The following is a 20,397-nucleotide window of genomic DNA, read 5'->3' as shown; positions in this document are numbered from 1 at the left end:
GTGCCGTTGTCCATAACACTCGGTTCTGGTAACGAGGCAGGATTAGCCTCGTTAGGCCTCCATTACCGTACTAGCCTATGGAGCTAGGCGACTGGGTGGCTTATGATCCACCTGTGCGACGGCGTTGGTTGTTCGGCTTCTTCGTATTTTGGCTTTTCAATGTTTTGGTGGAACCGCCTTGAAAGCCGCCCTGCTGTGAAGCGCCGGACTGCTGTTTTTTTTGTGCCAGTTTTTCCTTAATGGCATCTGCAAGATTAATTTTACGTGGTTCATTGGCATCGCTCATGAATAAATTCCTCCTGTTGCCGCCAGATTCATGTCAATCATGCTGATTGAAGAACAACGCGGCTGTGTCCTCATTTTATACGTTTTTAAAAGAAGGGACAAGGGCAACAATAATAACACGAGCATAGGGCGGACTGGGAGCGGAGAGTCTGTTTTTTGCACGAAGGAAAAAATGTTTTGCAACCTCTACAGGAATGGGGCTCGGCAATACTTTTTCGTTGTTCCTACAGCGATGCGGAGAGGAAAGACTGTTTCTGTAGACCCACACAAAGATCGTCTGCTATGCTGAAACTAACAGTTGCTTTTGAAGGAGTGTCCTCCGTTGTGGTAAATGTGTATGATGAAATACGAAAAGGTGAACGAGGGGCGTGGGTGAGCATAAGCGCTTACCTTTTGCTGTCCGGATTCAAGCTGATTAGTGGATATATTTTTGCTTCCAGCGCGTTACTGGCCGATGGCTTTAACAATGTCACCGATATTGTGGTGTCTGTGGCCGTGCTGATTGGCCTGAGAATATCCCAGAAACCGCCGGATTCTGATCATGCCTACGGACATTTTCGCGCAGAAACGATCGCAGCGCTGCTGGCGTCCTTTATTATGGCTGTCGTCGGTCTTCAGGTGCTTATTGATGGAATCGGAAGCATTTTTAAGGGTGGAAAGCAAACACCGGATATCATCTCCGCAGGTGTAGCAGTGATTTGTGCAGTTATTATGTTGGGAGTATACCTTTACAATAGCAGACTGGCCCGGCAGATTAACAATAAGGCTTTGCAGGCGGCGGCTAAGGATAATCTGTCAGATGCGCTTGTCAGTGTTGGAGCAGCGATAGGCATTATCGGCGCACAGTTCGGATTGCCATGGCTCGATACTGTTGCGGCGATCGCGGTAGGATTTATTATATGTAAGACGGCATGGGATATCTTTAAAGATTCTACACACAGTTTGACAGATGGATTTGACGAGCAGGAGCTGTCTGACCTACGGAGTACGATTGCCCATATCCCTGGAGTAGAGGGGATTCGAGACGTTAAGGCACGGGTACACGGTAATCATGCGCTGGTGGATGTGGTCATTGAGGTGAATCCGAAACTCAGCTTGATTGAAGGACATCGAATCAGTGACCGAATTGAGGAACGCTTGCAAGAGGTTCATAACACGATGCATGTCCACGTTCATGTGGAACCCAAATTATAGTTTAATTATTAAATAGTTAACGTTAAAAGAGACTTTAGGCCTAGATATAAAAGGTGGATGCGTTCTCTTTTGTGACTTTTGGATTATATCTCTCTTCCTGCTGCTTTTACTATAATGAAGGCATGTCCGGCTATATTGGTCGGAATTGGATATGCTCTCAAATTCGTAAAAACAGCCAGGAGGTGCAACATTGAGAAGACGTGTGATGGGAACGCTCATGACGTCAGCCGCGCTATTGGCAGCAATTCACGTATCGCCGGGTCAGGTTGACGCAGCGGCATCGACAGCATCCACAGGTCAGAAGGCGGTTATTCAAGCGGCTGTAAAGCTCAGATCCAATCCTTCAACGACGGGGGATGTCGTCAGCTTTATGAAGCAGGGAGAGGCCGTAACGGTATTGGAGAAAACAAACAGCTATTGGTATAAGGTCAAGACCTCTGGTGGAGTTACCGGATACACGAGCAGCTCCGGCAAGTACATAAAAGTTGGCGCTACCAGCGTTGCTGCTACTGTCACCCCGTCTGCCAGCCGTAAGCCGGAAATCACTGAACCCGTTAAAAACAATGTTTCAACTAAAGAGGCTCCAGCCTCAGTGAATAGTTCTGCCGGTCAAACGAAAGCTACGATTCAAACGTCCGTTCGTTTGCGGGCTGAGGCATCCACTTCTTCCGAGATTTTGGGTTATTTGAATACAGGGGATGTCGTTACAATTACCGATCCAAGTAACTCTTATTGGTTCAAGATTACCACGGCTGATGGTACTACAGGCTATGTCAGCTCATCTCCACAATATATTCGTATTGGTGAGGGTGTTGTTGTGGAGCAGCCTGTGGCTTCTGCAGAGGCACCTGCTTCAGATCCTGCTGCTCTGCCTGCGGTAGCGTCTCCTGCGCCGACGGTTAGCTTGCCTTACGGCGATGCAGCGGCTGCGATCGAACAGGTTATTAACACAGGTATGACTTACCTCGGGACACCCTATCAATATGGTTCTGATCGTAACAGTACGGCTACTTTTGATTGCTCTGCATTTACCCGCCAAATTTTCCGTCAGGCTGTAGGTATCCAGCTTCCGGCAGATTCTCGTTCACAGGGTGAGTGGATCAAACAAAACAGTCAGCCGAATACCGACATGACTACACTCAAACGTGGCGATTTGCTCTTCTTTACCAACTATAATGCTTCTTCCGGGGCATACACGTCCCTGGATAATTCCTCCCAAACGATCACACACGTTGCTGTATATTTGGGAGACAACAAGCTTCTTCATACGTTTTCTGTAGCGGGTGGCGGTGTGAAAGTCACGGATTTCAGCAAAGCTTGGCAGGACCGTTTCCTGTTCGGGGGCAGCGTAATCCAATAAACGTCGCAAATACTAAAAACTCGCATCAAAAAAGGATGTTCCCAGCCCTGTAATCAGGTTGGAAACATCCTTTTTTAATATGGGGCGAATATTACATCTGCCGCGTCTATGCCAACAATACGAAGTCTGTTTTCTTCGAACCATTTCAACCTGTTCCGCATCCTCCTTTTTTGTATATAATGTGGCATACTCGTGCCTGTTAGGGCTCAATTGCGGGTGATGCAAAATCATTCGTATTTTCGTGGCTGTGTCATCATTATACAGTGTTTTAAACCATGATCTATTCCATGAAGCATAGCGCCTGGGTGCGAAGAAGAAGCAAGTTTCAACGTTGTTTCGCGTCTGAATGTAAAGGGTAACTATGCAGTAATCATACACATCATCGTGAAGGATGAAAGAGAGGTTACGCCATGTTAACACAGATCAGTATTTTTATTATCGCTATCGCATTTGCAGTTCTCGTAATTTTCCTTATTAAAACACTTAAAGCAGCACAAGGCTCTTTGGATAAGGTGACTCTAACCTTGCAGGATGTACAAAAGACAGTCGACGAACTGAGCTACGAAGTAAAACAAACGGTTCGACATGCGAATGACATCACCGCAGATGTTGATCATAAATTAAAGCAAATAGAGCCTGTGATGGAATCTGTTAAAAACCTGGGCGAGGTGCTGAGCGAAGTGACATTGGCTGCCAAGCAGGCTTCGACCGCGTTAATGACCCGGTTCCAAAAGCCACATAACACAGCGGACAGACCTTTAACCGCAACAGAGCGGACGGTCCAAAGCTACAATGCGACCTATGAGGAGCCTGCGGCGAAGTCGGCTAAAAACTGGTTAAGCTATGTGGATATCGCTGCCAGCCTGTGGCAGAAAATGCGCCAGTAGCACAGGCTTGAACCGTAAACTACAGGAAATTCATTGAAAGGGTGAGATTTATGATGAAGACTTTATTACTGATTGCTGGTTTGCTCACTCCCTTTTCCGGACAGGATACGGTTCACCAAACCGTTTCCCCGCAAGCAGCGGGGCATATGGTGAAGGCTGTGCAGACGATCCCCGCCCAACATGCCGTACCGGCTGATTTTCAAACATTAAATGGCATATCTCTGGAGGATACACGCGCAGATGTATTGAAAAAACTGGGCAAGCCGCTTCGGATAAAGAAGGATATGCTGCAGCTTTCTACAGAATATCAATATCCTGACGTCATAGTAGGCATGCGTAGGGATGTCGTTTCCTATGTGCATGTAGACCCTGCTGCTGGTCGAATTAAGGTAAATGATGAGTGGCTGCCGCTGAAACGGCAAACGCTGGATCAGGCGCTCGGTGGCTCACAATTTACAGCAGAGGACGGAGAGGTATATGTACGCGGACAGCGAGCGATTAAAGTATTTACGGATGAAATGTCAGATAAGCCCAAATATGTTGAGTTTTTTGATGAGACCGAGTGGTAAATCCATTTTTTAAGCTCTTGACATAACATGGAAGTTTCAAATGCATGTGTAGCGTGTAATAGTCAGAGAAGTCAATCCTTAAAGGAGCGTGAGAAACATGAATCAGACCCATCACAAATCTTATGCCAAAGTGGTAGAGAACGGTGTACAAGCCGTTGGAGCAGTGAATGAGTTGCGCAACACGGGCTATCGTTATGAGGATGTGTTCGTGCTTGCTCATGATCAGGATCGGACGGAGCGTATTGCCGATACGGTGGATGCCAAGGAAATCGGGATTAAGGAAGAGGGCGTTTTCGACTCATTAGCCAATTTGTTCCGTTCCCGGGGCGACGAGCTTCGTGCCAAGATTACTTCCCTGGGATTTACAGACACGGAAGCTGATTTTTATGAAAAAGAACTGGATCAGGGCATTAACCTCAGTACGAGTGCTTAACGGGTCCTCCAAAAACATAGATAAGGAATGGGGTTTCAACCTCATTCCTTATCTATGTTTTTGGAATGCCTTCTTTACGGGCACGTCTCTTTAAGGGAACGCTATTTCTAATCAACGAGGATGTTGCCGCTTAAGCAGGTATAGTATAATACATGGGTTACAGATAAGGAGAGGCCAATGAGAATTCTAATTGTTGACGATAATCCGACCAATGTCATTATTATTCGCGAAATACTAAAAAAGGAAAATTACAGAGATGTTATTTCAGCTAGCTCAGCCGCAGAAATGTTGGAGCATCTGGGGATTGGCGATCGTACCATTAGTCTCCGACCCCGTCCTTCGGATATTGATTTGGTGCTGCTGGATATGATGATGCCCGAAATGGACGGCATTGAGGCTTGCAGCATTGTACAGGAATATGAGCATTTAAAAGATATTCCGATCATCATGGTGACCGCTGTAGGCGATTCCAAAAAACTGGCTGAAGCACTGGATGTAGGGGCCGTCGATTACGTCACGAAACCGATTAACAAGGTGGAGCTCATGGCGAGAATCCGATCTGCCTTGCGTCTTAAGCAGGAAAAGGACTGGCATAAGGATCGGGATCAGCGGATTCAGGATGAGCTGAAGTTGGCTGCGATGGTACAGCAGGCGGTGCTGAGTCCAGCTATTCAAGACCCGGTGCTGGAAGTGAATGCACTATATCAGCCTTCCTTTGAATTAGCGGGGGATTTATATTCATGGTATTCGCTAGGAGAAGGAAGGTATGCCATCATCCTGCTGGATATGATGGGGCATGGCATTTCTTCCTCGCTGTTCTGCATGTTCATTGCGTCAGTGCTTAAGGATACCGTGACCACATATGTAGAGCCTGAGAAGGTCATACAGGAGTTGAATCGCCGTTTTAACCAACTGGATCTCGGCAAACAGCTGGTACAGTATTATTTTACAGCGATCTATTTGGTGATTGATACTCGTTCCCGGCGGATTGACTATGTGAACGCAGGGCATCCTCCCGGTTTGCTGTTCGGTCAGGACGGCAGCATCATCAAGTTCGACCGGGCCTGTAGTCCGGTAGGCTTGTTTGATAAAATTGATGCCGAAATGCACACGATCCATTATGAAGGAGCGGGGCATATCGCTTTGTATACGGATGGCTTGCTGGAGGCCGTAGAGGGCGAATATGAGGAGCAAATGGAGTATTTGACTGCATGTCTGCGCAAGTATGAGCAATGGAATGAAGAAGCGATGCTGGATGCTTTTTTTCGGAGAGAGGCACCTCAGGATCGCGATGATGACAAGTGCCTGATCTGGATTTCATTGAAAGAGGGAGAGGGCTTGCATGAAAATCAGAAATAAGCTGCTGATCGGCTTTGGATCGCTTATGGCGATCCTCCTTGTGCTGACATTGATTAGCTATAATCAGATGGGGAGCCTGAATGAGCAGTTAAATCAGGTCTATCAGGATCGTTATATGAAGGTCCGCAAAACAACGGCTATCCGCGGTCAGGTGAATGATATGGCCAAGGTTATGGCCAACTTGATCCTGAATCCGGGCTCCTCCGTCAGTGAGGCCAAACGCGAGCTTGATAATATTTCCGCTACAGGAACGAAAGTGCTGGCTAGTTTGGAAACGGGTTCCGGGACGAGTGAAGAGCAACAGCAGGTTGACCGGGTTGCTGTTGCATGGAAGGAATTTCTAAGTTACGAAGAGAGACTTGTTTCCTTATTGGGACAAGATCGTATTGATGAGGCGAATGCTTTCCGCAATAGTACGGGATTGCCTGCTCAAGAGGAAGCGATGGACAGCATTAATGCCCTGGCTGTTTTTCAGGATCGGGAAATAGACAACGACATGAAGCAAGCCAATCAGGCTTATGAGGAATCTGTGCAGATGACCACGATTCTGATGGCTGTCGGTCTTATGATGGGGTTACTGGTTATCTTATGGGTGCTTCCTAGCATAGCCAAAGGCTTGAATACTGTTAATCTGATGATCAATGGCTTTGGCAAAGGAAAATACAGGGCACTCAGCCGGATGAGTGTCGCATCCAAGGACGAAATTGGCGAGGTTGCTCGCGTATTTCAACAAATGGCCGGAGACCTGGAGGAGAAGCGGAAATTTGAACGTTCCGTTCTTCAGACGCAGAAGGATCAAAACTGGCTTAATGCCAATACTGCACGGGTGACTGAACTGTTCCGAGGGGTGAATTCACTGGAGCAGGTTGCTCAGATGTTTATCAGCGAATTTACGCCCATTTTGGGAGGCAGCTATGGAGCGCTTTATTTGCAAGGTAAGGATGTAGAAGAGAACCGATTTAAGCTGTATGGTTCCTATGCCAAGCCGGACGACAAAGATTTGCTTAAGGATACCATCCATGTGGGCGAAGGTTTGCTTGGACAGTGTGTTCTGGATCGTAAGCCGATCCTGATTACTGAGGCGCCTGACGGTTACTTGTCCATTGGCTCCGCCTTGGGAGAAAGTAAGCCGGTGGGAATTATGATTTTCCCTATTTTGTTCGAAGATGAATGCATTGGTGCCGTAGAAATTGCGTCATTGGATCGCTTCAGTGAGCTGGAAACGAAGCTGCTTGCTCAATTGGTAGAAAGCCTGGGAATCATTTTGAACAACATCAAGGGACGGATGCGGGTTGAGCAATTGCTGCGTGAATCGCAGGCGCTGACTGAGGAATTGCAATGCCAGTCCGAAGAACTGCAAACCCAGCAAGAGGAACTCAAGCGCTCCAACGAAAGCCTGGAGGAGCAGACAGAGGAGCTTAAACGTTCCGAAGAACTGCTACAGCGTCAACAGGAGGAATTGGAGCATTTTAATACCGAGCTAATTGCCAAAACGAGAGCGCTGGAAGAACAGGTTCGGGAAGTGGAAGAAAAGAACGACGAGATCGAACGCGCGCGAGCCCAGTTGGAGCAGCAGGCAATGCAGTTGGGGATCACAAGCAAGTACAAATCCGAGTTTTTGGCCAACATGTCTCATGAACTGCGGACTCCGCTAAATAGCTTGCTTATTCTTTCTCAGCTCCTGTCTGAAAACAAGGAAGGCAATCTTAAGCCCAAACAAGTGGAATATGCACAAACCATTTATATGTCAGGCGCGGATTTGTTGAAAATGATTGATGAAATTCTGGATTTATCCAAGGTGGACGCTGGAAAAATGGATATTAATCATGAAGCAGTCCATTTGAAGGAACTGGAGTTATTTGTGGAGCAGAATTTTGCCCCAGTTGCAGCCAAACGAGCGCTTCAGCTGCATACCGAGATCGAAGAAAATCTACCGGAGGCCATTATAAGTGACGGTTATCGTCTCAAACAAATTTTACGTAATTTGCTGTCCAATGCGCTCAAATTTACTACAGAAGGCTCTATTCGTTTCAGTGTGTCTCGGGCAAGCGGAGAGCAGCTTCCTGGTCTGCTGAATCCACAAAAGTCTTATCTGGCTCTGTCCGTACGTGATACGGGCATCGGGATTGCTTCAGATAAAATGGAGCTGATCTTCGAAGCCTTTCAGCAGGTAGATGGAACCACCAGCCGCAAATACGGCGGAACGGGGCTTGGTCTGTCGATCAGTCGCGAGCTTTCCAGATTGCTGGGCGGTGCCATTACCGTGGAATCTGAGCAGGGGCAGGGCAGTTGCTTTACACTGTATTTGCCGGAACAAACGCCTACGGTTGCGGATATGGAACATTCGAGAGAGAGTCTTAATGGAGTGCATATGAACCCGGATATCGAGGATGTCGCAGCAGCGGCCGAAGAGGATCTCCCTATGATTATGCCTGCTAAACGCTTGCCGTTGTATCAGATGCCTTCGAAGAGCAAACCGGAGGACATTATACATCCAGGGGACGACCGAAATGAGATTACCTCGAAGGATAAGGTGTTGCTCATTATTGAGGATGACGTTCATTTTGCTAATATTCTGTACGATATGGCCCGGAGCCGAGACTTTAAGGCACTTATTGCTCTCCAGGGAGACGATGGGCTGAGCATGGCCCAATCCTATTTACCGGATGCCATTATTTTAGATATTCAGCTGCCTGTGATGGATGGCTGGTCGATTTTGGGCGAGTTGAAAGGAAATTCGTCAACACGCCATATTCCGGTGCATGTCATCTCGGTCATAGATGATGTGAAGCAAGGATTGATGATGGGCGCGATTGCCTACCTCAAAAAGCCATCCTCGAAGGAAAGTTTGGATAAGGCATTTTCACATATTAAATCGTATACAGACCAAACGGTAAAACGCCTCCTCGTAGTCGAGGATGACGATAATCAGCGTAAATCCATCATTGAACTGATTGACCATGATGATGTCGCCATTACGGCAGTATCGACTGGTCTCGAAGCGTTGAATGAGTTGGAAACCCAGCGGTATGACTGCATGGTGCTGGATCTGATGCTGAGCGACATGACAGGCTTTGAGCTGTTGGATCGTATTCGGGAGAATGAGCAGCTAACCGATCTGCCGATTATTATTTACACAGGCAAGGATCTGGACAGCAAAGAAGAAACGCAACTTCGCAAATATGCAGAGTCTATTATTATTAAGGATGTCAAATCCCCGGAACGGCTTTTGGATGAAACCACGCTGTTCCTGCATCGGGTCGAGGCGAATCTTCCTGAGGATAAACGCAAAATTTTGCAGAAGCTATACAACAAGGAAGAACTGTTTGAAGGTAAAAAGATACTGCTGGTCGATGATGATATCCGCAATGTATTCGCTCTGTCGAGCGTGCTGGAAAGCTATCGCATGGAAGTCACCTTTGCGGAAAATGGCAGAGAGGCGCTGGAGTTGCTGGAGCAAACACCTGATTTTGATCTGATCCTAATGGATATGATGATGCCGGAAATGGATGGATATGAGGCCATGCGGCGTATCCGGCTGATGCCACAATTTGAGAAGCTGCCTATTATCGCGCTGACGGCCAAGGCCATGAAGGATGATCGTTCCAAGTGTATTGAGGCGGGCGCTTCCGATTATGTGAAAAAGCCGATTCAAACCGAACAGCTTTTGTCATTAATGCGGGTATGGCTGTATTCGTAGCCCAAAAAATTGGGTAATATACATCAACACATAATTGAGCGGTACAGGCAGAATCTATTCAGGAATTGGAGAGAGATTATGACATCGAAGGATATGGTGGATAATGCTGCTAGGGAATCAAAATCGAACGACACGGAGCGGGAAATGATCGAGATTGAGCTGTTGCTGGAAGGAATACATCGACTGTACGGCTATGATTTTCGCAATTATGCTCTGCCTTCGATCAAGCGGCGTATTTATTATCATGCACAGTCCGAAAATGTAAGCACGGTATCAGGGCTTCAGGAGAAGGTGCTGCATGACCGCAGCGCCTTCGACAGGCTGGTACAGAGCCTTTCGATTCCAGTGACCGAGATGTTCCGCGACCCGGAGCTATTTTTGAAATTCAGGCAGAAAATCATACCGATTTTGCGGACGTATCCGTACATTCGAATATGGCATGCAGGGTGCTCTACAGGTGAGGAAGTATACTCTATGGCGATTCTGCTGCATGAGGAGGGCTTATATGATAAGGCCCGTATTTATGCGACGGATATGAATAATCTGTCTTTACAGCAGGCGAAGGAAGGCGTATACGGGATTGATCGAATGAAGCTGTATACCAAAAATTATTTGGAGTCAGGTGGCACGCAATCGTTCTCTGAATACTATACAGCCAAGTATGATTCAGTGATGTTTCACCCCTTTTTACGTAAAAACATCATTTTTGCGGAGCACAACCTGGCGACAGACCGGTCCTTTAATGAATTTAATATTATTTTTTGCCGGAATGTCATGATCTATTTTAACGACGAACTTCGCAACCACGTACATGGGTTGTTTTACGATAGCTTGAGTCATTTTGGCGTGTTGGTGCTTGGGGCCAAGGAATCCATACATTTTACCGATTATAGTGATTCCTACGAGCCGCTGGACCGGTTAGAAAAAATATACCGGAAGATTAAATAGAGATGTTTAGGAGGATTCCATGGGGCTTCATGAACCGATTCATATATTGCTGGTAGATGACAGACCTGAGAACCTGCTCGCTCTTGAGGCGGTGCTGGAGAGTGAACAATATAATCTGGTAAAAGCTACATCCGGAGAAGAAGCACTGCGATGTCTGTTAAAAGATGAGTTCGCACTTGTTGTGCTTGATGTGCAAATGCCGGGTATGGATGGAATTGAGACTGCAAAGCTGATTAAGGCCAGAGAGAAAACAAAGGATATTCCGATTATCTTCATTTCAGCTAACAGCAAGGAAGCTGAACATTTGTTTGCAGGCTATTCAGCGGGTGGGATTGATTATATGGTGAAGCCATTCATTCCTCAAATTCTCAAGTCCAAAATTGATGGCTTTGTGCAAATGTATTTGACCAACAAGCGCTTGAAGACACAGTCTATGCTGCTTCACCAGAAGACTCAGGAGCTGGAGAAGATGAACAGCGAGCTGATTGCCGCCAAGGAGGCAGCGGAAATTGCGGCCAATGCCAAAACAGAGTTTTTGGCGATGATGAGCCATGAGATTCGCACACCTATGAACGGTGTCATTGGCATGATTGATCTGCTGATGGAGACGGAGCTGCAAAGCGATCAACAGGAATATGCCGATATCATCCGCCGCAGTGCAGACGCGCTTGTAGCAGTCATTAATGATATTCTGGATTTTACCAAGCTGGAGTCAGGCAAAATGGAAGTAGAGGAATATCCCTTCGAGCTGGTTTCCTGTATCAAGGAAGTTTTCAGCCTGTTTACGGTAGAAGTGAACCGGAAAAATTTGGAGATGGTTTATGTTCTCGATGAGCAGATGCCTGCCGTGCTGTATGGAGATATGGGAAGACTGCGTCAAGTACTGATTAATCTGGTATCCAATGCCGTTAAATTTACAGACCAAGGCGGGGTATATGTCTTTGCCTCTGTCAAAGAGCGTAGCGACAAAGGACTTACCGTTGAGTTTTCTGTGAAGGATACCGGTATTGGTATTGAGCCAGCTAAGGTTGGAAGGCTGTTTCAGCCCTTTTCCCAGCTTGATTCTTCAATGACACGTAAATATGGAGGGACTGGCTTGGGACTCGCCATATGCAAAACGCTGGTCAATATGATGGGCGGGGATATCCGTGTGGATACGAGCGGAGAACAGGGTGTAACATTTTATTTTACAATGAAGCTGGGCTTTGCTCAGGAAAATGAACTGGAGGGAGAGTCCGGTCATGATTGGGAAATCCCGCCTAAGGAGACCCCGAGCCGTAAACTTGTATTGGTCGTGGATGACCATCCGATCAACCAGAAGCTGATGGTTAATATACTGGATAAGCTCGGTTTGGCTTCAGACGTTGCGGCTGACGGGCAGCAGGCACTTGATATGGTTATCGCTAATCAGGACTATGACTATATTTTTATGGACCTGCAAATGCCCGTGATGGACGGTCTGGAGTGTACGGGCAGAGTGCGTGAACAGCTGGCTGGAAGATCTCAACCTGCCATTATCGCCATGACAGCTAACGTCATGGACGGTATTCAGCCTCGCTGTATCGAAGCCGGTATGAATGATTATATTAGCAAGCCAGTTAAAATCAGCAGTGTAAAACAGGTGCTGCTGCGGCATTCCCCAGATCATTTCCCGATGCGGTCAGGCAAAAATCAAATCAATGAAGCTTAGCTGGTGGCATTTGGAAGGTACAGAAAAGGTTATGGTGTGATTCAAGGACCCGTATAATGGGTTAGTATGTAGGGAAATCTTTTTTTGGGAGCGTAGGCCTATGAATACTAATAGAAATGACAAGTTCAATGCAATTACAGAAACGAGCGATGGCGTAAATATCGTGTATCTGAGTGGAGAATTGGATCTTTCGGTAGCACCTGACTTTCGTCTGGTAATGGAGCCTTTGGTAGAGGAACCCAGTCAGGATTTGATTATTAATTTGAGAGACCTTAAATACATTGACAGCACGGGCATTGGCATTTTGTTATCCATTTTAAAAGCAAGACACGGGATGGAGTCTCGGTTTGTTGTTCAGGAGGTACCGCCTCAAATTCAAAAGCTGTTCGATATGACCGGTATTGCCAAATTCTTTGTCCCTCAGGAGAATTCCCAATAGGAAAGGAAAGAAAAAGAAATGAATGCTCAAATTCAAAAAGTAGTTCTTAATTTGCCCGCCACTGCTGATTTTGTTGATATTGTAAGATTAAATTTATACGGTATTGCCGCGAAAATGGGATTCTCTTATGAGGAGATTGAAGACATGAAAGTGGCTGTATCGGAAGCATGTAATAACTCTGTCCTTTATGCATATGGTCATAAGGGAGGAGTTGTGGAAGTGACATTCGAATTTGACGAAGCTTCGTTGTCTATTCGTGTCAAAGATGAAGGGGAGAGCTTTGAACGAGTAGAGGACCCGTCCCGTATCGCATCCTTGCATGACAAGGAGTTGAATGATGCAGAGGTGGGGGGACTAGGCTTTTATCTCATGCAGGCGCTTATGGATGATGTCCATATCTTGAATGAGGCTGGAAAAGGCACAGAAGTGGTACTGATAAAGCGTCTAACCAGAAGTGAGGAGAAAGTATGAATGAAAAGGTAACTCCCCCGAAGTCGATGGATGAAGCCGTTGGTCTAATCTGGGAGTACCAGCAAACCAAAGATAACGAGATTGCTACCGTGCTGATTCGCAAGTATGAGCCCATGGTTAAAATGGCTGCCGGGAAGATCTCCCGCAATCGCCCGGACTTATACGAGGATTTATATCAGACTGGTCAGATGGCCTTGATCCGTCTGCTTCAGCAATACGATATCAGCTTGGGCATTCCCTTTGAGCCGTATGCTATGAAAAGTATGCTGGGACATATGAAAAATTATTTGCGAGACAAATCATGGTATATTCAGGTTCCCCGCCGCATTAAGGAAAAGGGAGCGCTTGTTCAGCATGCTATCGACGAACTGACTGTTAAATTGGAACGTTCACCGAATGTGAATGAGATTGCGGAATATTTGGATCTGACTGTAGAAGAAACGATCGAAGTGCTTGCGGGTCGTGAATGCTACCATTATGTTTCACTGGACTCGCCTTTATCCCAGGAAGAGAGCGCAGCTACATTAGGTGAACTTATTAGCTCGGACGCCAACGATTATGATACAGTCGAAAAACGGATGGATTTGCAGCAGGCATTAAGCCAGCTGAAAGAGCAGGAACAGAAGGTGCTCCTTCTCGCATTTCAGGACGGCCAATCCCAACGTGCGATTGCGCAGACGTTGGGCGTATCACAGATGAGTGTTTCCCGTATCCAGAAGCGGGCAACAGAAAAGCTGAAGCAGATTATGTCTAATTCCTCTATCTCATGAGAAGACCATGGAATTTATCGTTTCGAATATTTGACGTCACATCATAAGGACACGTTATTCCATTAGGGAAGCGTGTCCTTTTTAAAACGAAAAAAGGGAGGAAGTATAGAATTTATGCCAGCATTTGAACAGATTTCTTCCTTTCGTGGAGGATGGGAATGGTGGGACATCAGCGCTGCGGACTGGCAGGACCCGGTCATACAAGAGTTGAAGAGGAAGCTTACGGAGGCCGCAGAATGGCTGGACAAGGTGGAGGGTACTCCCTCAAGCTTTATTTCTGTTCGCTTCCCGGATGCCATTCAGCCCTTGATGTGCGGGTCCTTGATCTATTCCGTTCAGGAGGAGATCGACAGTCAGCGTAATTGCAACAAGTTTTACTTTTTGGTTCTGAACCAGAAGCTGGTGACGTTAAATCTGGATCAAAATACCCGCGAAATTATGCACACCGCTGAACGACAAAAGATGCTTGCACAGTGTGAAAACGCAGCTGACGGCATGTTTGTATTGGCCAGAGCTGTGCTTCATTATTTTCATACAGGGATGGACAAGTTCGAGATCAATCTGAGAAAACTGGAAGAGGACATGGAGAAAAGAAATGCACGTACACTGATGGATTCTATATTGAATGCACGCTTCGAGCTGTTGTACTGGAGCAATATGTTTATTCCCTTTTCAGAGCTGGTAACGGCCTCCCGGGAGGCGTATCTCGAAAAGCTGGAGGAAAACCGCCTTTTTAAGCAGCTACTTTACCGTGTCACCCGGATGGAGGGGCTTTTCCGGCATTATGAAAAGGAAATCGACACGCTGATCTCTATTGACGATGCCATTTCCGCGTTTAGGGGGAATGAGATTACGAAGACGCTTACCATTGTGACTGCCGTGTTTACACCCGCAACCGTAGTGGGGGCTATCTGGGGCATGAATTTTAAAGATCTGCCCTGGCTTGAAACAGGGTGGGGCTTTACCGCTGTGATTGCAGCCACCCTGCTAAGTATGGCGGGGATGTATGGCTGGCTAATGATGAAGGGGTGGACAGGAGACCTGTTGAAAACGAACAAGCGCAGAAAATTGTAGCGGCTGCTTAGCAGCTGCAGTATAAAGATAAAAAACGATCCATTGTAACTTGAGGCTCTTGTAGGAGCACGCTACGGTTACGATGGATCGTTTTTATAGGATAGTGGAGGATGATCGCTTACCGCCTTGGCTCATTTTAATATATTCCAGCAATTCAGCGATATAATCTCCGATGACCGGAAGGTTTAGCTGTACCAGGAAGCTAAGCAGCCAGGCGAGTAAGGCGAGTATAACCACTGTACCCAGTGTGAGACCAAGTCCCCGTGCAATCCCTGCCGTCAGGTTACTCATAATTCTTCGTTTAGTGCTGGAGTAGTTCTCCAGAATATCGCGAAATTCTGCTCTTTCCAGCGTATCTGCGATTTGATCTAACCGTTTGTTAAGCCGCTTCATCTCATGTCGTAGCTCAAAAGGATGCTCATTAACGTCAAAATCCTCTTCACGAACCTGCCTTTTAACAGGATTATGAGCTGAGGAGGCCTGCCTGGATGAAACCTCGTCTGGTTGAGCTTGAGCCTGCCGGGGATGAAAGGTTTTTTTGTTGTTTGCGGTAAGGTCATCTCCATATGAGCTTGGTTTGTTCATCGTCATCCCTGCCTTTCTATCATTTAAAAAACAGCCAGCTTCTTGCATGCTGGCTGTTCAGTGTTTAAGATTTATTCCTGTTGTAATCAAAACGTTTGGTTACTAGGATGTTGCATTCAATTGTTTTTGTGAATCTTTGGCTGTTTTGGCTGTTGCATCCATAATCTCCTGATCTGCCTTGTTTGCTTCATCAGCAACATCGGCAGAAGCTTTGGCTACACTGGATACGATGTTGTCTTTACTCTCGGTTACTGTTTTGGCTACATCTGCTGTTTTGGTGGAAACGGTTTTGGCCAAATCCGTCGCTCTGCTGCTGACTACAGATGCGACGTCCTTTGTTTTATCGGATACAATCGTCATTTTATCAGACAGTTCGCTGCGCAAATCACGGCCTGGCTTCGGTGCGAACAGCAGGGCTGCCGCAGCACCAATTAAACCTCCGATGAATAAACCCTTTGCAAAGCTTGAAGTATTGCCTACCGTATTTTGATTGTCCATGTTACTCATGTCATATCACTCCTTTTATATAATTAAAAAATATATATAAATATTAAGTAGCCCTTCTTAATAGCCTGGACACAAGTCCAAGCAGGAACACGAACAATGCGGTTCCGAGTATGGCGGGAATGACTGCAAAATCACCAATGACCGGACCCCAGCTTCCCAATAGGGTAACACCGAGCCAAGCTCCTACAAATCCGGCAATCATGGAGCCTGCAACGCCGCCTGGTATTTCATGTCCAGCCAGCGCGTCGCCTATTAATCCGATAATAATAGCCATGATAATACTTAGTACAATTCCCCACACAAGGATCGCCTCCCTTATCCCTCAGTCTCACAGAAACACAATGCTTTTGATAATGCGAAAGCTTCGTGTGCTGCTTTGTCATGCTTACTTCGTATATAAACGCAGGGACCTTGAGTGAAACAACAAGCCATCCGGCTTCGGCTACAGGGGAGGAGTGGAAGAAGGGGAAGAAGGCCGTACACACGCTCGCCAGTAAAGCACAGGAACGGTAAACATCAGCCAAATGATTCCTGCCAGATAGCCACCCGCAATGTCGGTCGGAAAGTGAACCCCCAAATATACACGGCTTAGCCCAATCAAGAGAATGAGTAGTGAACCAAGGAAACATGGAAGGAAGAGTGAACGGTTACGAATTTGTCGTTCTATGGCCCAAATGGCAAATATAGTTCCGTAAAATCCCATGGAGATCATGGCATGTCCACTGGGAAAGCTGTAACCTCCGGCTTCTACCAAATGTTGAAGTGCCGGACGCTCTCGCTGCAAAATTTCTTTGATGAGCGTATTCAGTCCCCACATCGCCGTAAAGCTGCCTATGACTGCAAAGGAATAAGCCTTTGACCGAATATATACCCGGCACAAGTATGCAACGCCGAGGGCAACGAGCAACGATATATGGAATGAACCGAAGGATGTGATGAATATAGCAACAGGGAGCAAGCTGTAATTAGGAGTTGTCATCTGTGGAAAAATCAAACTTTGAATACGTTCATCCCAATGTAAAAAGGGAGCTGTACCGATCCATCGGATGGAGTAGGCGATGAGAAGCAAAATAACAATCATGACGATAGACGCATACAGACTGCGGCGTAAATAACTTGGCAGGAAACGGAATGATTGAGACTTTTGAGGTAGCATATATAGCCAATCTCCCTCCTTATGGCAAGCTGATAGATTGATCATGTTGTACTATAAACTTAACTAATCATGAGCTTGAAAGCAAAAATTGACTGAGGTTCCGGATGGATTCATAGCGAGACCTCTACAAGTGAATTGAAATAATGGAAAAATATACATATTAAATAATAAAAATAAAGCTCGTATTCCGCTGCGCTTCTGTTGCTGCGACCGGAGATACGAGCTTCATTTATGAGCACATCATCAGTGTTACCAAAAAAGATAGGTCATAGGGCATTAAACGCCCTGTCGTATGGGCGATCAGGAGGGGTTACGCAATCTGCCCAGTTCAGAGACGACGGCTTCTACCTCTGAGATACTCAGGTTAGGTTTGCTCATCACCATATCATAGACATCGTAGATGTCCTCGTATTGCTCCAGTGAGAAAGCGGACGCTTGCATAGCAGCTCCACTCGCCATACGAAGCTTGGTTTTAATACCTTCAATCATATACTCAATGTTGGCATGAGACGGTACAGACAAATCCATTGTTAATGTTCCATCCTTTCATAACAGGGGAAGTTGCCTGTATTGTATCATGTTTTTGTTGTAGAATGTACTGAAAGCCAGAATGCCGATAAAACAACAGAATCAAGGAGGATGGACAAAGGTGTCTTTGTATAATCGAGCTTCCGCATCTGGTCGCTCCCCCTTAGATCGTAATGTAGAAAAAACAGATCGTGAGGGACTTTTACCGTTTTTTCGGAAAATTCATGATCAGCATACTATAGATAAGTTGACCTTTGTTTGTATCGGTACGGATCGTTCATCAGGTGACTCGCTGGGGCCGTTGGTCGGTACCATGCTCAAGGAGCAGGGGTTTCCACACGTAATTGGCACATTGACAAAGCCGTGTGACGCGGATCATCTGGTTTCGTATCTGGAGCGTATTCCCCAGGATCATCACGTCATCGCCATAGACGCTTGTCTTGGACAACAGGGATCGACGGGGATGTTTCTTACTGCACGCGAGCCGTTGACTCCGGCCCGCTCCGTTGGACTGGCCCTGCCGTCTGTTGGACATTACAGCGTTGCAGCTATTGTAAACGAGCGCAGCCCCAAGCCCTACTGGACCTTGCAAATGACGTCACTCCACCTCGTCATGACGATGGCTGCACATATTGCTAACGCTGCGGCCGCTGAATTTGGACTAAGAGCGGCAACGCCAGATTTTCCAGATGGCTACCGTTTCAGATATTGATGCTCTGCTTAATAATATACATCAGCATGTTCTACTTACTAATCATTCAGCTCCAATAGATTATATATAGAGAAGGAAGGGTTTCACATGAAAAATATATTGTGCGAAGGAACGACGATCTGCTATGCCGAACAGGGGAAAGGAGAGCCGATCATTCTGCTGCACGGATTTTGCGGAAGCTCCTCCTATTGGGATGAAGTTGTTCCCTTGCTATCCCAAAGCTATCGCTGTATTGTCCCAGACCTTCGTGGACACGGACGCAGCGATGCTCCACTCGGAGCCTATACCATTGATCAAATGGCAAACGATGTACTTAAACTTCAAGAGCAGCTGGACATCCCGCAGGCTGCCTGGTTCGGTCACTCCTTAGGGGGCTATTTGACGCTTTCTGCAGTACAGAGATATGCGGAGCGTCTTACAGCCTTTGGGCTAATTCACTCAACTGCTTATGCGGATACCGAGGAAGGTAAAGAAAAGCGGAACAAGGCTGTATCCACCATTCAAACAGAGGGGATTACGAGCTTTGTAGACGGGCTCGTACCTGGGCTGTTTGCTCCAGACCATGTGGATTCTATGTCCGGACAGCTCCTTAAAGCCAAAGAAATTGGCTATAAAACGCCGCCGCAAGGGGCTGTAGGAACCTCGCTGGCTATGCGTGAGCGTCCTGACCGCCTAGATGTGCTGTCGGCCTCTGCCTTGCCAGCCCTTTTAGTGGCGGGTGAGCAGGATCATGCAGTTCCGCCAGCCCGCACGTTTACAACGGATCGGCCAGGGGTAACTCAGGTTACCATACCGAAAGTTGGTCATATGAGCCTGTTTGAAGCACCTGAATTATTAGCTGATGCTATCTTGTCATTTTTGGAACACAATTTGAAAAGGTAAGCCTGAAGAAGAACTCAAAAACCTGAACCATTTGAATTGATAAATTGATGGTTCAGGTTTTTTGTGCTGCAAATTTCTTTAGCCGCGGTAACTATAGACTCGGTTTTCTGATTACTGCCAGGCGTTCAATTCATACTGCTTTTGTTCAAGGCAAACGCCGTCGGCAAACCGTCAATACTTTCTAAATTTTTCTCGTATGCATATTTTTTAATTCCTTTTTCACCCATCTGAATGCACACGTCCTTTAGTTTTTCCCGTTCGCTCGTAAATGTCATGAAGGGGACCGCAAAACCGCATGAATCCTGCACCATGTGAACGTCAATGACAATGATTTGTCTTGCTCCAGGAAGCGGGTCAAAGAGAGGATACAGCTCATTCCACCGCTCTGTATCGGGCAGCACGACTGTGCCAGTACCGTAGAGCCTTAATACAGAGGGCTCGCCCTCAAATGAGCAGAACATAATAGTTACCCGTCCATTTTCTATAAGGTGCGCACTTGTCTCGTTGCCGCTTCCCGACAAGTCGAGATAGGCTACCTCATGGTCTGACAAAATCCGAAAGGAATCATATCCCTTGGGGGAAAGATTAACGTGCCCTGTCTTGGATAGCGGTGCTGATCCTACAAAGAACATATGCTGTCGCTGTATGAACTCTTTATGCTCCGGTAATATCGAACTGAATTGTTTACCCATACTCCATCATCCTTCCCCCGATAAAATATTAACTACAATTTTGTTTCGGTAGAAAATAAATTTTAAAACCACTGTGTTGATTAGTTGTATTTAATGATTTATTTTTGTTTCACATGAAACAAAAATAGCATAAGACTAATGGAGAAGCAATATTAA

22 protein-coding genes are annotated in these 20,397 nt (G+C 46.4%); 15 read left to right on the top strand and 7 right to left on the bottom strand.

The genetic code is table 11. The features are described 5' to 3' along the window. Positions 1-100: 100 nt before the first annotated feature. Positions 101-286, bottom strand: a complete 186-nt coding sequence (locus tag GCU48_RS06240) for a hypothetical protein (RefSeq protein WP_010344684.1) — start codon at positions 284-286, stop codon at positions 101-103. Positions 287-609: 323 nt separating this feature from the next. Here GCU48_RS06240 and GCU48_RS06235 point away from each other — a divergent pair, with 323 nt between their 5' ends. From GCU48_RS06235 to GCU48_RS06175, 13 genes are all read left to right on the top strand, one after another. Beyond that, complete coding sequence (locus GCU48_RS06235) at positions 610-1,479, top strand: cation diffusion facilitator family transporter (RefSeq protein ID WP_152382117.1); 870 nt, start codon at positions 610-612, stop codon at positions 1,477-1,479. 190 nt (positions 1,480-1,669) lie between these two features. After that, a complete protein-coding gene (locus GCU48_RS06230; RefSeq protein WP_152379435.1) occupies positions 1,670-2,839 on the top strand; it encodes a C40 family peptidase in 1,170 nt (389 codons plus the stop codon). A gap of 410 nt (positions 2,840-3,249) precedes the next feature. After that, the gene (locus tag GCU48_RS06225) at positions 3,250-3,726 is read left to right on the top strand and encodes a DUF948 domain-containing protein (protein WP_025717066.1); all 477 of its coding nucleotides are present in this window, start codon (positions 3,250-3,252) and stop codon (positions 3,724-3,726) included. Between the two features lie 50 nt (positions 3,727-3,776). Next, on the top strand, positions 3,777-4,295 hold the full coding sequence (locus GCU48_RS06220; RefSeq protein ID WP_152379434.1) for a hypothetical protein: 519 nt from the start codon (positions 3,777-3,779) through the stop codon (positions 4,293-4,295). A 97-nt stretch (positions 4,296-4,392) separates the two neighbouring features. After that, the gene (locus tag GCU48_RS06215; protein WP_152379433.1) at positions 4,393-4,728 is read left to right on the top strand and encodes a YflT domain-containing protein; all 336 of its coding nucleotides are present in this window, start codon (positions 4,393-4,395) and stop codon (positions 4,726-4,728) included. A 177-nt stretch (positions 4,729-4,905) separates the two neighbouring features. Further along, the gene (locus GCU48_RS06210) at positions 4,906-6,087 is read left to right on the top strand and encodes a PP2C family protein-serine/threonine phosphatase (RefSeq protein WP_152379432.1); all 1,182 of its coding nucleotides are present in this window, start codon (positions 4,906-4,908) and stop codon (positions 6,085-6,087) included. Further along, a complete protein-coding gene (locus GCU48_RS06205; protein WP_152379431.1) occupies positions 6,071-9,787 on the top strand; it encodes a response regulator in 3,717 nt (1,238 codons plus the stop codon). Before GCU48_RS06210 ends, GCU48_RS06205 begins: the two co-directional genes overlap by 17 nt. A 78-nt stretch (positions 9,788-9,865) precedes the next feature. Beyond that, the gene (locus GCU48_RS06200; protein WP_152379430.1) at positions 9,866-10,735 is read left to right on the top strand and encodes a CheR family methyltransferase; all 870 of its coding nucleotides are present in this window, start codon (positions 9,866-9,868) and stop codon (positions 10,733-10,735) included. A gap of 19 nt (positions 10,736-10,754) precedes the next feature. Continuing rightward, complete coding sequence (locus GCU48_RS06195; RefSeq protein WP_152379429.1) at positions 10,755-12,425, top strand: response regulator; 1,671 nt, start codon at positions 10,755-10,757, stop codon at positions 12,423-12,425. Positions 12,426-12,525: 100 nt separating this feature from the next. Further along, complete coding sequence (locus GCU48_RS06190) at positions 12,526-12,864, top strand: STAS domain-containing protein (protein ID WP_152379428.1); 339 nt, start codon at positions 12,526-12,528, stop codon at positions 12,862-12,864. Between the two features lie 18 nt (positions 12,865-12,882). Then, positions 12,883-13,335, top strand: a complete 453-nt coding sequence (gene rsbW / locus GCU48_RS06185; protein ID WP_025717074.1) for an anti-sigma B factor RsbW — start codon at positions 12,883-12,885, stop codon at positions 13,333-13,335. Then, complete coding sequence (locus GCU48_RS06180) at positions 13,332-14,105, top strand: sigma-70 family RNA polymerase sigma factor (RefSeq protein ID WP_152379427.1); 774 nt, start codon at positions 13,332-13,334, stop codon at positions 14,103-14,105. Before rsbW ends, GCU48_RS06180 begins: the two co-directional genes overlap by 4 nt. A 114-nt stretch (positions 14,106-14,219) precedes the next feature. After that, complete coding sequence (locus GCU48_RS06175; protein ID WP_152379426.1) at positions 14,220-15,179, top strand: magnesium transporter CorA family protein; 960 nt, start codon at positions 14,220-14,222, stop codon at positions 15,177-15,179. Positions 15,180-15,272: 93 nt separating this feature from the next. Here GCU48_RS06175 and GCU48_RS06170 read toward each other — a convergent pair whose 3' ends face one another. The 5 genes from GCU48_RS06170 to GCU48_RS06150 all read right to left on the bottom strand — a co-directional run bounded on the left by GCU48_RS06170 (position 15,273) and on the right by GCU48_RS06150 (position 17,955). Then, on the bottom strand, positions 15,273-15,770 hold the full coding sequence (locus GCU48_RS06170) for a DUF5665 domain-containing protein (protein WP_152379425.1): 498 nt from the start codon (positions 15,768-15,770) through the stop codon (positions 15,273-15,275). A gap of 96 nt (positions 15,771-15,866) precedes the next feature. Further along, positions 15,867-16,271, bottom strand: a complete 405-nt coding sequence (locus GCU48_RS06165) for a YtxH domain-containing protein (protein ID WP_152379424.1) — start codon at positions 16,269-16,271, stop codon at positions 15,867-15,869. A 43-nt stretch (positions 16,272-16,314) separates the two neighbouring features. Further along, positions 16,315-16,572: a GlsB/YeaQ/YmgE family stress response membrane protein gene (locus GCU48_RS06160; RefSeq protein WP_152379423.1), complete on the bottom strand. Its 258-nt coding sequence runs from the start codon at positions 16,570-16,572 to the stop codon at positions 16,315-16,317. Between the two features lie 141 nt (positions 16,573-16,713). Then, on the bottom strand, positions 16,714-17,427 hold the full coding sequence (locus tag GCU48_RS06155; RefSeq protein WP_152379422.1) for a phosphatase PAP2 family protein: 714 nt from the start codon (positions 17,425-17,427) through the stop codon (positions 16,714-16,716). A gap of 300 nt (positions 17,428-17,727) precedes the next feature. Next, complete coding sequence (locus tag GCU48_RS06150; RefSeq protein ID WP_152379421.1) at positions 17,728-17,955, bottom strand: DUF1128 domain-containing protein; 228 nt, start codon at positions 17,953-17,955, stop codon at positions 17,728-17,730. A gap of 121 nt (positions 17,956-18,076) precedes the next feature. Between GCU48_RS06150 and yyaC the strand changes: the two genes are divergently transcribed. Next, entirely contained in the window at positions 18,077-18,667 is a 591-nt protein-coding gene (gene yyaC / locus GCU48_RS06145) for a spore protease YyaC (RefSeq protein WP_152379420.1), read from the top strand. An 87-nt stretch (positions 18,668-18,754) separates the two neighbouring features. Then, the gene (locus tag GCU48_RS06140; protein ID WP_152379419.1) at positions 18,755-19,549 is read left to right on the top strand and encodes an alpha/beta fold hydrolase; all 795 of its coding nucleotides are present in this window, start codon (positions 18,755-18,757) and stop codon (positions 19,547-19,549) included. 125 nt (positions 19,550-19,674) lie between these two features. Here GCU48_RS06140 and GCU48_RS06135 read toward each other — a convergent pair whose 3' ends face one another. Next, positions 19,675-20,241 carry a pyridoxamine 5'-phosphate oxidase family protein gene (locus GCU48_RS06135; protein ID WP_152379418.1) on the bottom strand — a complete coding sequence of 189 codons (567 nt, stop codon included), beginning with the start codon at positions 20,239-20,241 and terminating at the stop codon, positions 19,675-19,677. Positions 20,242-20,397: the final 156 nt, after the last annotated feature.

The sequence above is a fragment of the Paenibacillus brasilensis genome (genome assembly GCF_009363115.1).
GTDB lineage: Bacteria > Bacillota > Bacilli > Paenibacillales > Paenibacillaceae > Paenibacillus > Paenibacillus brasilensis.
The sequence above is the reverse complement of the archived record's forward strand: the minus strand, read 5'-3'. Positions and strand labels throughout refer to the sequence as shown.

Excerpts from the sequence above, each read along its gene's own strand:
- GCU48_RS06240 (WP_010344684.1), bottom strand. The coding sequence starts at position 286 with ATGAGCGATGCCAATGAACCACGTAAAATTAATCTTGCAGATGCCATT.
- GCU48_RS06225 (WP_025717066.1), top strand. The coding sequence starts at position 3,250 with ATGTTAACACAGATCAGTATTTTTATTATCGCTATCGCATTTGCAGTT.
- GCU48_RS06220 (WP_152379434.1), top strand. The coding sequence starts at position 3,777 with ATGATGAAGACTTTATTACTGATTGCTGGTTTGCTCACTCCCTTTTCC.
- GCU48_RS06215 (WP_152379433.1), top strand. The coding sequence starts at position 4,393 with ATGAATCAGACCCATCACAAATCTTATGCCAAAGTGGTAGAGAACGGT.
- GCU48_RS06210 (WP_152379432.1), top strand. The coding sequence starts at position 4,906 with ATGAGAATTCTAATTGTTGACGATAATCCGACCAATGTCATTATTATT.
- GCU48_RS06205 (WP_152379431.1), top strand. The coding sequence starts at position 6,071 with ATGAAAATCAGAAATAAGCTGCTGATCGGCTTTGGATCGCTTATGGCG.
- GCU48_RS06200 (WP_152379430.1), top strand. The coding sequence starts at position 9,866 with ATGACATCGAAGGATATGGTGGATAATGCTGCTAGGGAATCAAAATCG.
- GCU48_RS06195 (WP_152379429.1), top strand. The coding sequence starts at position 10,755 with ATGGGGCTTCATGAACCGATTCATATATTGCTGGTAGATGACAGACCT.
- GCU48_RS06190 (WP_152379428.1), top strand. The coding sequence starts at position 12,526 with ATGAATACTAATAGAAATGACAAGTTCAATGCAATTACAGAAACGAGC.
- rsbW (WP_025717074.1), top strand. The coding sequence starts at position 12,883 with ATGAATGCTCAAATTCAAAAAGTAGTTCTTAATTTGCCCGCCACTGCT.
- GCU48_RS06180 (WP_152379427.1), top strand. The coding sequence starts at position 13,332 with ATGAATGAAAAGGTAACTCCCCCGAAGTCGATGGATGAAGCCGTTGGT.
- GCU48_RS06175 (WP_152379426.1), top strand. The coding sequence starts at position 14,220 with ATGCCAGCATTTGAACAGATTTCTTCCTTTCGTGGAGGATGGGAATGG.
- GCU48_RS06170 (WP_152379425.1), bottom strand. The coding sequence starts at position 15,770 with ATGACGATGAACAAACCAAGCTCATATGGAGATGACCTTACCGCAAAC.
- GCU48_RS06165 (WP_152379424.1), bottom strand. The coding sequence starts at position 16,271 with ATGAGTAACATGGACAATCAAAATACGGTAGGCAATACTTCAAGCTTT.
- GCU48_RS06155 (WP_152379422.1), bottom strand. The coding sequence starts at position 17,427 with ATGCTACCTCAAAAGTCTCAATCATTCCGTTTCCTGCCAAGTTATTTA.
- GCU48_RS06150 (WP_152379421.1), bottom strand. The coding sequence starts at position 17,955 with ATGGATTTGTCTGTACCGTCTCATGCCAACATTGAGTATATGATTGAA.
- GCU48_RS06140 (WP_152379419.1), top strand. The coding sequence starts at position 18,755 with ATGAAAAATATATTGTGCGAAGGAACGACGATCTGCTATGCCGAACAG.
- GCU48_RS06135 (WP_152379418.1), bottom strand. The coding sequence starts at position 20,241 with ATGGGTAAACAATTCAGTTCGATATTACCGGAGCATAAAGAGTTCATA.